Genomic DNA, 13,386 nt, shown 5'->3' with positions numbered 1-13,386 from the left:
AAAACCCGTGCGGTAGCTTGGTGAAAGTGGAAGTGGGCGTCTCAGACCGCGAGCGCGGTGTCGACGAACAGCATGATCGCGAAGCCGGCGAGGAAGGTGAGGGTGGCCTCGTCGGCGAAACCGTGGCCGTGACTCTGGGGGATCATCTCGCGGGAGATGACGGCGATCATCGTCCCGGCGGCGAACCCCGCCGCGAGGGGGAACAGCTGGGTGACGACCGAGACGAGCGCGAACCCCGCGACGGCGGCGATCGGCTCCGGGACCCCGCCCGAGAGGGTGGTGTAGAGGATCGTCCTCGCGTCCGAGAGTCCCGTCTGGCTCGCCGGCACGGCCATCGCGAAGCCGTCGGGGACGTTCTGGATGGCGATGGCGATCGCCAGCGCGATCCCGACCGCGTCGAGCCCGCTGCCGAAGGCGATACCGATCGCCAGCCCCTCGGGGACGTTGTGGATCGTGATCGAGCCACCGACGAGGAGGGCCCTTCGGATGGTGTCGGCGTCCTCAGGCGCGATCTCGGCGTCGCGCTCGTCGGCGCGCCGGCCGTTGACCCGGAGGTGGACGTGGGGGATCGCCCGGTTCGCGGCCAGCAGGAACAGCCCGCCCAGCAGGATCCCGGCGAGCACCTCCGCGAGCGAGCCGATCTCCATGCCCGGAACGATCAGCGCGAAGACCGCCGCGCCGAACATGATCCCGGCGGCCAGCCCGAGCGCGGCGTCGTAGGCCCGGTGGGAGACGCTGTCCGCAAAGAGGATCGGCAGCGCGCCCAGCCCGGTCGCACAGCCGGCCAGAATCGAGACGAGGAGAACCGTCAGTAGAGGGTCCATACCGGAGGGAGGCACGAGCGGGCCAAAAACCTCGCGCGGCACGCGAGGCATATGCAGCTCGGCCGACAGCTCGAGTACAGCCGGGCCCGTCCGGTCCCCGACCACGCCGAGCAAACGCCGGCGTCTCGCGCGGGCGCGCGTACGGGAAGTTTAATCACTACGGAGGACGAACGCTTAATCAGATTTTATGTCCGAGCAGAGTGAATACGGAGCCGGGCAGATTCAGGTGTTAGAGGGGCTCGAAGCCGTTCGCACCCGTCCGGCGATGTATATCGGGTCTACCGATTCTAGCGGGCTGCATCACCTCGTCTACGAGGTCGTCGACAACGCGATCGACGAGGCGCTCGCGGGGTACTGTGACACCATCGGGGTAACCATCCACGAGGACGACTCGGTGAGCGTCAGCGACGACGGTCGTGGGATCCCGGTCGACACCCACGCCGAGTACGACCGACCCGCCCTCGAGGTGATCCTGACGGTGCTCCACGCCGGCGGGAAGTTCGACTCGAAGTCCTACCAAGTCTCCGGGGGCCTCCACGGCGTCGGCGTGAGCGTGGTCAACGCCCTCTCCGAACGCCTCGAGGCCGAGGTGCGTCGGGACGGCGCGGTCTGGACCCATGGGTTCGACTACGGCGCGCCCGACGGCGACATCGAGCGGGTCCGGGAGCTCAAGGAGGACGAGGAGACGGGGACCACCGTTCGGTTCTGGCCCGACGAGGAGATCTTCGACGACGTCGAGTTCGACGCCTCGACGCTCGAGACGCGCATCCGGGAGCTGGCTTTCCTCAACCCCGGCGTCGAGATCACGCTCACCGACGAGCGCGACGGCAGCCAGTCGCAGTTCAAGTACGACGGCGGGATCCGGGAGTTCGTCGAGTACCTCAACGAGACGCGCACGCCGCTTCACGACGACGTCCTCTACATCGCCGACGAGGAACAGGACATCCAGGTCGAAGTGGCAATGCAGGCGACCGACGAGCTCCAGGGTTCGATCCACGCCTTCGCGAACAACATCAGCACCCGCGAGGGCGGCACCCACCTGACGGGCTTCAAAACGGCCCTCACGCGGATCGTCAACGACTACGCCAACGAGCAGGGGCTGCTCGACGACATCGACGAGAACCTCCGGGGCGAGGACATCCGCGAGGGGCTGACCGCGGTGATCTCGATCAAACACCCCGACCCGCAGTTCGAGGGGCAAACGAAGACCAAGCTGGGCAACAGCGAGGTCCGCGGGATCGTCGAAAGTGCGATGCACGAGGGGTTAAGCACCTACTTCGAGGAGCACCCCGACACCGCCCAGGCGGTCATCCGCAAGGCGGTCGAGGCCGCCAAGGCCCGCAAGGCCGCCAAACAGGCCGAGGAGCTCACCCGCCGGAAATCGGCGCTCGAATCGACGGCGCTGCCCGGGAAGCTCGCGGACTGTCAGACCCGCGACCCGACCGAGGCCGAGCTGTTCGTCGTCGAGGGTGACTCGGCGGGCGGCAGCGCCAAGCAGGGTCGCGCACGGGAGTTCCAGGCGATCCTCCCCCTCTCCGGGAAGATCCTCAACGTCGAGAAACACCGCCTCGATCGCGTGCTCGAGAACGACGAGATCCGCGACCTGATCACCGCGATCGGCGCGGGCGTCGGCGAGGAGTTCGACCTCGAGGAGTCGCGCTACCGGAAGGTCGTCATCATGACCGACGCGGACGTCGACGGGGCGCACATCCGCACGCTGCTGTTGACGCTTCTCTATCGGCACATGCGCCCGCTGGTCGAGGCCGGCTACGTGTATGCCGCCCAGCCGCCGCTCTACCGGCTTCGCTACGGCGGGGAGACCCGCGAGGCGATGACCGAGGCCGAACGCGAGGGGATCATCGAGGAGCACGGCGCGCCGGACCGGATCCAGCGCTTCAAGGGGCTGGGCGAAATGAACCCCGATCAGCTCTGGGAGACGACGATGAACCCCGAGAACCGGGTGCTGAAGCGCGTCACTATCGAGGACGCCGCCGCCGCCGACCGGATGTTCTCGGTGCTGATGGGCGACGCCGTCGAGCCGCGAAAGCAGTTCATCCAGGACCACGCGAAGGAGGCCGAATGGGTCGATATATAGCGAACGCCCCGAAAGCCCTCACTCTTTGCATGTCGCTACGAGAGACCGCTTCACGGTCTCTCGGCGTCCCGGAAATCGAAGATTTCCGAGGACCACCAGGCCGCATTGCGAGCGATTCCGACCGGAATCGCTCGCTGAGGGCCCAGCCGCACACCTCCCCGTTCGATTCGCGGCCACGGGCCGCGAAGCGAGGCCACCGCACCGCGGACAGCCATCGCGACCGCAGTACGAACGACACTCACAGCGACCACCACACCCTGAGACCCCCACACCATGAGTTCTGACGTTCCGAACCCCGATATCGACGCCGCACGCATCGACACCGTCCGAATCGAGGACGAGATGGAGCAGTCCTACATCGACTACGCGATGTCCGTCATCGCGGGCCGCGCGCTCCCGGACGTCCGGGACGGGCTGAAGCCCGTCCACCGGCGCATCCTGTATGCGATGCACGAGATGGGCGTCAGCTCCCGCTCGGCCCACCGCAAGTCCTCCTCGGTCGTCGGCGAGACGATGGGGGACTACCACCCCCACGGCGACAAGGCGATCTACGACACGCTCGTGCGCATGTCCCAGGGCTTCTCGATGCGCTATCCCCTGATCGACGGTCAGGGCAACTTCGGGAGCGTCGACGGCGACCCCGCGGCGGCCATGCGCTACACCGAGGCGCGCATGAGCCCGATCTCCGAGGAGCTGCTGACCGACATCGGGAAGGACACCGTCGACTTCACATCGAACTACGACGATCGCCTCGAGGAGCCCGAGGTGCTCCCCTCGGCGATCCCGAACCTGCTGGTCAACGGCTCCTCGGGTATCGCCGTCGGGATGAGCACCAACGTCCCGCCCCACAACCTGCGGGAGGTGATCGACGCGACGATCCACCTGATCGAGAACCCCGACTGCTCGATTCCGGACCTGATGGAGCACGTCAAGGGGCCGGACTTCCCGACGGGCGCGAACATCGTCGGCCGGGAGGCGATCCACTCGGCGTACACGACGGGCCGCGGACGGCTCCGCGTACGCGCGGAGTTCGAGCGCGAGGAGGCGGGCAAGCGAGAACGGATCGTCATCACCGAGCTGCCCTTCCAGCAGAACAAGTCCCGGCTGGTCGAGCGCATCGCCGAGAACGTCAACGAGGGCAGGATCGAGGGGATCAGCGACCTGCGCGACGAATCCGACCGGGACGGCATCCGGATCGCGATCGACCTCAAGCGCGGCGCGAACGCCGACGTCGTCGAGAACCAGCTGCTCGAACACCACCTCGAGCGGACCTTCGGCGTGATCAACCTCGCGCTGGTCGACGGCCAGCCGCGGGTGCTCGACCTGAAGGAGACGCTCGAACACTACGTCGAACACCGAAAGGACGTCGTGCGCCGGCGCAGCGAGTACGACCTCGGGGAGGCCGAGGACCGCGCGCACATCCTCGAGGGACGCCTGAAGGCGCTCGACAACGTCGACAGCGTCGTCGAGCTGATCCGCGGGGCCGAGGACCGAAACGGCGCGAAGGACGTCCTCAGAGAGGAGTTCGAGTTCTCCGAGGCGCAGGCCGAACACATCGTCCGGATGCAGCTGGGCAGCCTGACCTCGCTCGAACGCGAGGAGATCGAGGAGGAGTACGACGACCTCACCGCGGAGATCGAGCGCCTCGAGACCATCCTCGACGACGAATCCGAGCTCCTGGGCGTCATCAAGGAGGAGCTCCGGGAGATCCGCGAGGAGTACGGCGACGACCGACGCACCAGCATCATCGAGGGCGGCGACTCGGTCCTCCACGAGGACCTCATCCCCGAGGAGGAGTCGCTGATCCTCGTCACCGAGGACGACTACGTCAAACGGATGCCCGTCTCGGCGTTCGACCCCCAGGGTCGGGGCGGCAAGGGGATCATCGGCGCAAACCTGAAGGAGGGCGACGAGGTCTCGAAGGTGTTCCGCGCGAACACCCACGACTATCTGCTCTGTTTCACGAACCACGGCAAGGCCTACCAGATCCGCGGGTTCGACGTCCCCGAGATGAGCCGGACGGCAAGGGGGAAGTCGGCGGTGAACATCCTCGATCTCGATCCCGACGAGGAGCTGACGGCCGTGGTGAACACCGACGACTTCGAGGACGACGAGTTCCTGACGATGGTCACGGAGAACGGCTACGTCAAGCGCACCGCGGCGAGCGCCTTCGAGCGCGTTCGCGCCTCGGGGCTGATCGCTGCCTCGCTCGAGGAGGGCGATCGCCTCGTCGACGTCACCGTCACCGACGGCTCGACCGACCTCGTGATCGCCACCGAGGGCGGGATGGCGATCCGGTTCCCCGAGGGCGAGGCCCGCGCGATGGGACGAAACGCCCGCGGAGTCAACGGGATCAAGCTCCGGGACGACGACGCGGTCGTCGGGCTCGTGACCGCAGCGGAGGGCCGTGACCTGCTGACGATCACCGAGAACGGCTACGGGAAACGGACGCCCTTCTCGGAGTACCGCACCCAGTCGCGCTACGGCAAGGGACTGATCGACATCAAGATCGGCGACCGAAACGGGTCGGTCGCCGCGATCGAGTCGGTGAGCGGGGAGGACGACCTCGTCGTGATGAGCGACGACGCCCAGATCATGCGGATCCGCGCGGCGGACGTCTCGACGGTCGGGCGGAACACGAAGGGCGTGATCGTGATGCGGCTCGCCGAGGACGATCGGGTTGCGAGCGTCGACGTGGTGCCGGATGCGGCGTAGAAACGGGATCGGACGGGCGTTTCGTCCCGATCAGCATGCGTGGAGCGCCTCGACGGCGTCCGGGCTCTCGCCGACGGTCCCCGACCGCGGTCCGGGGCGACGACCGGGTTGTGATATAGGGTCTCACGCACGACAACGGTCGTTCGGGGAAGGACGGTGAAACCGTACCGGTCAGATCATGTCCTCCTTTTCGAGGCCGGTCATGACGTCGTCGACCAGCGAGTCGGCGTCCTCGTAGGGGAACTCCTGGTGGCCCGACAGCCGGGTCGCCATCTCCATGGCGGTGAAGCTCGTCTCGCCCGACTCGAACTTCGTCGCGGGGCCGTTGGGCAGGGCGGGCACGAGGTCCATCTGGTTCTTCACGGGGTAGTCGGCGCCCTCGAACGCGTCGTACAGCTGCGAGCGGAGTTCGTCTCTGTCTGCCATAGCGGGTACCTGCTCGCCCGCGAAACAAAAGCGTTCTGAAACAACTAAGAACTGATTGTGAGTTCTCCGTCGGCAAACTGAAGCTTTTTGACCGCGCCGGGCCACCTGCGCGGTATGCGGGACGTCCTAGCCGAGTGGCAGCCGGTCGTCGACGACGCGATAGCAGAGCTGTTGCCCCGCGACGTCGACGAGGCCTACCTCGACGAGTGGTTCGGCCCGGCGAGCCACCGGTACGATCCGGAGGCGATCCAGCGGGCGCTATCGGACCCGGTCTGGGACCTGCTGGATCGCGGGGGGAAACGCTGGCGGGCGGTCGTCTGTCTGCTCCTGCTCGACGGGTTCGGGGCCGATCCCCACGAGCATCTCGCCTACGCCTGTATCCCCGAGGTGCTGCATAACGGCACGATCATCGTCGACGACGTCGAGGACGAGGCGGAGATCCGCCGCGGGGAGACCGCCCTCCACCACCGATACGGGCAGGACGTCGCGCTCAACGCGGGCAACGCGATGTACTTCCTGCCGCTGAAGGTGGTCGGCAAGAACCCCGCGGGCCTCGATTCGGGGACCCAGCTCGCGATGTACGAGATGCTGATGGACGAGCTCAACCGCACGCATCTGGGCCAGGGGATGGACATCCACTGGCACCGAAACCGCGAGGCGACGGTCTCGGAGGCGGAATACTTGGAGATGTGTGCCTGCAAGACCGGCTGTCTGGGTCGGATCGTCGCCCGGCTCCCTGCCATCCTCACCGACCAGCCCGACGAGGTCGAACACGCCATCGCCAAATACGCCGAGGAGATGTCGATCGCCTTCCAGATCGGTGACGACATCCTCGACATCGAGAGTACGATCGAGGGCAACACGGAGTTCGGCAAGGCCTTCGGCAACGACATCCGTGAGGGCAAGCGGACGCTGATGGCGATCCACGCCCTTTCGGAGGCCGATCCCGCGGAGGCCGACCGACTGGCGACGATCCTCCACGCCGACGAGAACACGCGCGAGGAGATCGTCGACGCGATCGGGATCCTCCAGTCGACCGACAGCATCGAGTACGCCCGCGAACGCGCCCTGGAGTTCGCCGGGAGCGCGCGGGCCCACCTCCGGGAGGTACCCCTCGACGAGGAACGGTCCGATCAGCTGGCCTCCTTTACCGAGTTCGTCATCGACCGGGACGTCTAGACGGACCTTTTTACTCGTCGGGTACGCTCGCTACGCTCGCGTACCACTCCGAGCAAAAATCTCCTCCAAAAAGCCGGTGCGGCTTCGCCGCACCGGTCCGCTACCGCGGTCACTCCGCTCGCTCGCGATGGCAGTATCAGACTATCTATCAAATATCGATGTTGTATTCGTTGAATCTACGCTAAAATATCTGATACGTGTCTCTACGAATCGGTCCCGGATCCCAACGCTACTGCTTATTTCGTCGGTTCGTCTTTTTGTTGCTCCACACACCATTTGAACATCTCTTCTCTCAGCTCATCAGATGTCGGACCGAATAACTTGCCGAGACGCCAGCCGAGGTTGTTCCACTTGAGTTCATCGAGGACCGATTCGTATTGCTGGCCCTCGATGGCGCGCGTCCACCCCTGCTTGAAATTACCGAGGCGATAGCTGTCGAGATCGGGGTTCTGCTGGCGTCCATCTTCTGCAGAGGTGAGGCCGTCGTAATCCATGTGATTAGTTACCTACGCAAATTAAATCTATTATCCATAATTAGTATGGCGGATTCGTTTCCCGTATCCATCGAGCCGGCACGTCATCGGGAAGCGGAGCGATCCCTCGTGGTTTATGCCCGCTGATCGGTGAGAAAGGACATGGCAGTCGACCCCGACTTCGACTACGAGCTGTTGAAGCGTCTGACCGAGGCCCGCGGCGTTCCCGGCTACGAGGACCGGGTGCGCGAGATCGTCCGCGAGGAGCTCTCCCCGCACGTCGACGGGCTCCGGACCGACGCGATGGGCAACGTGGTCGGGACCGTCGAGGGTGATTCGGAGTACTCGGTGGTCGTCGCGGCCCACATGGACGAGATCGGCTTCATGGTCACCCACGTCGACGACGACGGCTTCCTCGCGGTCGATTCCCTCGGCGGGTTCGACCCCCGCGTGCTGAAGGCCCAGCGGGTGACCGTCCACACCGAGGTTCCCGGGCCCGAGGACTCGGGAGTCGAGGGGACGGCCTCCCGATCGGACGGCGACCTGCCGGGCGTGATCGGCTCGGCGCCGCCCCACACCCTCGACGAGGAGCAGCGCGAGAAGACCCCGAAGACCGAGGACGTGCGCATCGACCTCGGGCTCGACGCGGAGGCGGTCGAGGAGCGCGTCTCGCCGGGTGACCTCGTGACAATGGACCAGGATACGGGGATCGTCGGCGAGCACGTCACGGGCAAGGCGATCGACAACCGGGTAAGCGTGCTGGCGCTGATCGAGGCCGCCCGCCGGATCGAGGACCCGGCGGTGACGGTCCACTTCGCCGCGACGGTCCAGGAGGAGGTCGGCCTGCGCGGGGCCCGCGCGCTCGGGGTCGACGTCGACCCCGACCTGGCGATCGCGCTTGATACGACCGTCGCGAACGACGTGCCGGGCTTCGGCGCGGAGGAGCACGTCACCGAGCTCGGCGAGGGGGCGGGGATCAAGCTGAAGGACTCGAGCGTGATCACCAGCCCGAAGGTCCACCGCCGGCTCCGGGAGGTCGCCGAGAGCGAGGGGATCGCCCACCAGTTCGAGGTGCTGCCCGCGGGCGGGACCGACACGGGCGGGCTACAGACGTCGGCCGGGGCGACGCCGGTGGGTGCGATCTCGTTCCCGACGCGCTATCTCCACACCGTCACCGAGAGCGCCCACGTCGAGGACGTCGCCGCGGTGATCGACCTCCTGACCGCGTTTCTCGACTCGGAGACCGGCGAGGGCGACTACCGGCTCTGAGGGAAACCAACATATTCAGTACGGCGCGTTCCCAACCCCCGCGTATGAGCGAGCAACGAGACCGGGACCGGGACCTCTCACGGCGGTTGTTCATGCGCGAGACCGTGGTCGGCGGGACGGCGGCGGCCGGGGCCGTCGCGGCCAGCGGCACGGCGGCCGCCCAGGAGGAGGACGAGGAGGAAGAGGAAGAAGAGGGCGAAGAGGAGGAGAACGGCGAGGAAGAGGAGGAAGGAGAAGAGGGCGAAGAGGAGGAGAACGGCGAGGAAGAGGAGGAAGGAGAAGAGGGCGAAGAGGGCGAGGAAGGCGAAGAAGACGTCGAGCCCGACTGGCCGGGCTTCGTCGAGGACGCCAACGAGTTCGACGGCACCGACGACTCGCGCGGCGAGGAGGAGGTCACGGTCGAGGTCGGCGCGGGCGACGACGGGCTCGCGTTCTCCCCGACGGGGATCTGGATCGACCCCGGCGCGACGGTCGTCTGGGAGTGGACCGGCGAGGGCGGCGGCCACAACGTCAACAGCACCGAGGGCGAGGACTTCCAGAGCGACACCACCGAGGAGGAGGGGTTCACCTTCGAACACACCTTCGAGGAGGAGGGGATCAACGAGTACGAGTGTACGCCCCACACCGGTCAGGGGATGCACGGCGGGGTCGCGGTCGGCGAGGACATCGAGACCCGCGAGGTGATCGACGACGACGCCGGCGGCGGTGGCGGGGTCGAGCTCCCCGACTCGGCGCGGGCCGTCGGGGTCGCGCTCACCGTCGCGTTCGGCTCGACGCTCGGGCTCACCTACATGTTCATGAAGTACGGCGGCGACTACGAGGGCGACCGGATCGAGTGACCGGCAAGCGAACCCCTTAAGCCGCAGTGTCGGGCCAGTAACGGTGTGAACGGACGACGGTCCGAGGAGCGGGTCGACGCATGAGCCTCAACGTCGGCTGGCGTGTGAGCGTGAGCCTCACCGGTGTCGTCCTCAAGTGGCTCGCCGTCCCGCTCTGTTTCCCCCTTCTGATCGCCGTCTACTACGGCGAGGCGGTCGTCCCGTTTCTCGTGACGATCGCCGTCTCGATCGCGGTCGGCACGGGCCTCGACACCATCGAGTACGAGGATCGCCTCGGCCCGCGGGAGGCGTTCCTCATGGTCGCGCTGGCGTGGTTCTCGGTGGCGCTCGTCGGGGCGATCCCCTTCGTCCTCGCGGGGGCGGGCTCGATCGCCCACCCGCTGAACGCGCTGTTCGAGTCGATGAGCGGCGTCACGACGACGGGCGCGACGGTCATCACCGACTTCGGCAACCACTCGCGCTCGATACTGATGTGGCGCCAGGTGATCCAGTGGCTCGGCGGGCTCGGGATCCTCGTGTTCGCGACGGCGATCCTCTCGCAGATCGGCGTCGGTGGCGCCCAGCTGATGGAGTCGGAGACCCAGACCCGCGACATCAACAAGCTCTCCCCGCGGATCGCACAGACGGCCCGCCTGCTCGGCGAGCTCTACATCGGGCTGACGGTCGCACTGATCGCGATCCTCTACGGTCTGCATCTGACCGGACTCGCACCGGGAATGGACCTCTACAACGCCGTGGCCCACCCGCTGACGACGATCGCAACCGCGGGGTTCTCGCCCGAGCCCGACAGCATCGCCGCGTTCTCCCCGATCGTTCAATGGACGATCGTCCCGTTCATGATCGTCGGGGCGACGAACTTCGTGCTGATCTACTTCGCGCTACAGGGCGACCGACGGCGGCTGCTCGACAGCGAGGAGTTCCGCTTCTACATCGCCTTGCTCGCGCTGCTGGGCGTCGTCACGGCGGTCCTGCTCTTTCTCGACGAGTCCTACGCGGGAAGCGTCGAGTCGACGATCCGCCACTCGGTGTTCAACACCGTCTCGATCATGACGACGACGGGCTACGCGAACGCCGACTTCGACCTCTGGGAGGCGGGCGCGAAACACGTCCTGTTCGTCGCGATGTTCATCGGGGGGATGGCCGGCTCGACCACCTGCTCGATCAAGACGCTCCGGTGGCTGGTCGTGATCAAGGGCTTTCGCCGCGACCTCTTCACCTCGATCCATCCCGAGGCGATCCGGCCGATCCGCCTGAGCGGCGAGGTGATCGACGAGGACACCATCCGCGACATCTACGCGTTCGCGCTCGTCAACGTGCTGCTCTTTGCGGCGGCGACGGTCTTCGTCGTCGTCGACGGCGCCCGCGCGGGGCTGGTGCTCAGCGAGTTCGATGCGATGGGCGCCGCGGCCGCGACCTTCCTCAACATCGGCCCCGCCTTCGGCATCGCCGGTCCCTTCGGCACCTACGAGGCGTTTCCGTCGACGACCAAGGCGGTGATGATCCTGCTGATGTGGGTCGGCCGGATCGAGGTGATCCCGGTGCTCGTCCTCTTCACGAAGGCGTTCTGGACCTCATAGCGCGGCGGCGGCGGCGTCGACGACGTCGACGCGTGCGAACACCACGACGTGATCACCGACCTCGACCCGGGTGTCACCCCGCGGGATGATGCACTCGCCGTCGCGGGTGATCGCGCCGACGACGACCTCCTCGGGCAGGTCCGCCATCGACTCGCTGAGCGCGCGTCCCGCGAGGATGCTCTCGTCGTCGATCTCCACCTCGAGGACCTCCGCGCGGTCGTTGTGGATGAGCGAGATGTTCTCGGCGCGCCCCTCGTGGGTGAAGCGGGTGATCTCCTCGGCGGTGATCTCCCGGGGGTTGATCGCCACGTCGACGCCGACCGACTCGAAGATGTCGACGTAGTCGGCGTGTTCGACGACCGCGACCGCCCGCGAGGTGCCCAGCTGTTTCGCGAGCAGCGAGATCAGCAGGTTCGCCTCGTCGTGGGTGAGCGCGGCGATCACCACGTCGGCCTCGTCGATGTGCTCGCGGGAGAGGAACTCGAGGTCCGTCGCGTCGCTCTCCATCACAACCGTTTTCGGGAGCCGTTCGGCGAGGTCGCGCGCCCGGGCGTGGTCCTCCTCGATGAGCCGGGGTTCGAGCCCGCGCTCCTCGAGCAGACGGGCGACCTGGTAGCCGATCTCGCTGCCCCCGACGATGACGATCTCCTCGGCCGAGCTCGGCGTCGCCTCCGGGGAGAGCTCGGTTCCGAACCCCTGGACGCTCTCGGGACTGCCGATCACGACGACGTAGTCGCCCTCCATGAGGGTGGTCTCGCCGCGCGCGATCTCGACCTCGTCGTTCCGGAGGATGCCGACGAACGTCAGGGAGTCGAACCGGTCGGCCTCCGCGACCGTCTGACCCGTCACTGGGCTGTCCACGGGGATCTCGAACTCGGCCATCTGGATCGCTCCGCCCGCGAAGGGGTCCGCGTCGCGGGCCGCGGGCAGCCCGACGATGGTGACGATCGCCTGGGCCGACAGCAGGTCCGTACAGACCATGAAGTCGACGCCGAACCCCTGGTTCGAGCGGTTCCAGGTGTCGAGCAGCGAGGGGCGTTTCACCCGGGCGACGGTGAACGGGTCGCTCGCGATCTTCGCGGCGCTGCAGGAGACGATGTTCGTCTCGTCGTTGTCGGTGCTCGCGATGAAGATATCCGCGTCCTCGACGCCCGCCTCCTCGAGCGTCGACATCGTCGTGCCGTCGCCCTGGATCGCGAGCACGTCGATCGAGTAGGTGAGCTCCTCGACGCGGTCGCCGTCGACGTCGACGACGATCACCTCGTGGGAGTCCGCGAGCCCGGCTGCGATCGAGGAGCCGACCTCGCCGGCCCCGATGACGATCACGCGCACGAAACCACCGCTTGATTCATTGCCCGCCGGTTTGCGGTCGTTCGGTATGGGTATTTCCCTTCAGACGGAGTCGGGCGTCCGGTGGATCTCGAGGTCGACCTCGCGGGGCTCGCCCTCGAGGTCGGCGACGATCCGCGCGACGACCCGTTCGGCCTCCTCGAGGACCTTCGGCTTCACCTTCCGGATCACGGCCCCCAGCGAGACGAACGCCGGGAGGTCGATCATGCTGGAGCTGGCGCTGTCGGGGTCGAACCCGACGCGCAGCCAGACCCGCGAGGCCGTCTCCGCGCCCTCGGGGGCCTCCTCGGGCACCTCCTCGACGCGCCAGTGGCCGTGGGCGTCGACGTCCTTGATCAGCCGCCAGTCGATCCGCTCGGGCGGGTCGACGTCGGTCACCCGCGAGCGGGCCGTATAGGAGAGCTTCCACCACTCCACCCGGAGGTCGTACTCCGTGCCGGGCGAGCCGTCGCCGTGCTGGCGGACGTCGGTGAGATACTTCGAGTAGTTCGCGTAGCGAGGAAAGTCGATGAGGAAGTCGTAGACCTCCTCGGGCGGCAGATGGATGACAGTGCTCAGTTCGACTTCGTCCACGCGCCCAGTTGCGACGAATCCGCCCTAAGTGTTTGGATCCGAACGGGAACGCCGGCTATCGGCTCC

At 66.8% G+C, this 13,386-nt stretch carries 11 protein-coding genes; 6 read left to right on the top strand and 5 right to left on the bottom strand.

Annotated features, from left to right (window positions below; all coding sequences use genetic code 11):
- Positions 1–41: 41 nt before the first annotated feature.
- Complete coding sequence (locus WOA58_RS12995; protein ID WP_340604667.1) at positions 42–824, bottom strand: ZIP family metal transporter; 783 nt, start codon at positions 822–824, stop codon at positions 42–44.
- Positions 825–1,011: 187 nt separating this feature from the next.
- On the opposite strand from WOA58_RS12995, the gene gyrB reads away from it, so the two are divergent.
- Positions 1,012–2,919 carry a DNA topoisomerase (ATP-hydrolyzing) subunit B gene (gene gyrB / locus WOA58_RS12990; protein WP_340604666.1) on the top strand — a complete coding sequence of 636 codons (1,908 nt, stop codon included), beginning with the start codon at positions 1,012–1,014 and terminating at the stop codon, positions 2,917–2,919.
- Between the two features lie 273 nt (positions 2,920–3,192).
- Positions 3,193–5,634 carry a DNA gyrase subunit A gene (gene gyrA, locus WOA58_RS12985; RefSeq protein ID WP_340604664.1) on the top strand — a complete coding sequence of 814 codons (2,442 nt, stop codon included), beginning with the start codon at positions 3,193–3,195 and terminating at the stop codon, positions 5,632–5,634.
- 171 nt (positions 5,635–5,805) lie between these two features.
- Here gyrA and WOA58_RS12980 read toward each other — a convergent pair whose 3' ends face one another.
- On the bottom strand, positions 5,806–6,060 hold the full coding sequence (locus tag WOA58_RS12980) for an MTH865 family protein (RefSeq protein ID WP_340604663.1): 255 nt from the start codon (positions 6,058–6,060) through the stop codon (positions 5,806–5,808).
- A 114-nt stretch (positions 6,061–6,174) separates the two neighbouring features.
- On the opposite strand from WOA58_RS12980, the gene WOA58_RS12975 reads away from it, so the two are divergent.
- Positions 6,175–7,239, top strand: coding sequence for a polyprenyl synthetase family protein (locus WOA58_RS12975; protein ID WP_340604662.1), 1,065 nt, complete (start codon positions 6,175–6,177; stop codon positions 7,237–7,239).
- A 236-nt stretch (positions 7,240–7,475) separates the two neighbouring features.
- Here the strand turns inward: WOA58_RS12975 and WOA58_RS12970 are convergent, their stop codons facing one another.
- Positions 7,476–7,733, bottom strand: a complete 258-nt coding sequence (locus WOA58_RS12970; protein ID WP_340604660.1) for a hypothetical protein — start codon at positions 7,731–7,733, stop codon at positions 7,476–7,478.
- Positions 7,734–7,874: 141 nt separating this feature from the next.
- On the opposite strand from WOA58_RS12970, the gene WOA58_RS12965 reads away from it, so the two are divergent.
- The 3 genes from WOA58_RS12965 to WOA58_RS12955 all read left to right on the top strand — a co-directional run bounded on the left by WOA58_RS12965 (position 7,875) and on the right by WOA58_RS12955 (position 11,397).
- Positions 7,875–8,981 (top strand): M42 family metallopeptidase, encoded by a 1,107-nt coding sequence (locus WOA58_RS12965; protein ID WP_340604658.1) that lies wholly within the window; start codon positions 7,875–7,877, stop codon positions 8,979–8,981.
- 44 nt (positions 8,982–9,025) lie between these two features.
- Entirely contained in the window at positions 9,026–9,820 is a 795-nt protein-coding gene (locus WOA58_RS12960) for a halocyanin domain-containing protein (protein WP_340604657.1), read from the top strand.
- Positions 9,821–9,900: 80 nt separating this feature from the next.
- A complete protein-coding gene (locus tag WOA58_RS12955) occupies positions 9,901–11,397 on the top strand; it encodes a TrkH family potassium uptake protein (protein ID WP_340604656.1) in 1,497 nt (498 codons plus the stop codon).
- Here WOA58_RS12955 and trkA read toward each other — a convergent pair.
- A complete protein-coding gene (trkA, locus tag WOA58_RS12950; RefSeq protein WP_340604655.1) occupies positions 11,392–12,729 on the bottom strand; it encodes a Trk system potassium transporter TrkA in 1,338 nt (445 codons plus the stop codon). The genes WOA58_RS12955 and trkA overlap by 6 nt on opposite strands.
- Before the next feature lie 60 nt (positions 12,730–12,789).
- The gene (locus WOA58_RS12945) at positions 12,790–13,320 is read right to left on the bottom strand and encodes an SRPBCC family protein (protein WP_340604654.1); all 531 of its coding nucleotides are present in this window, start codon (positions 13,318–13,320) and stop codon (positions 12,790–12,792) included.
- Positions 13,321–13,386 lie beyond the last annotated feature (66 nt).

Source organism: Halalkalicoccus tibetensis, assembly GCF_037996645.1.
Classification (GTDB): Archaea; Halobacteriota; Halobacteria; order Halobacteriales; family Halalkalicoccaceae; genus Halalkalicoccus; species Halalkalicoccus tibetensis.
The sequence above is the reverse complement of the archived record's forward strand: the minus strand, read 5'-3'. Positions and strand labels throughout refer to the sequence as shown.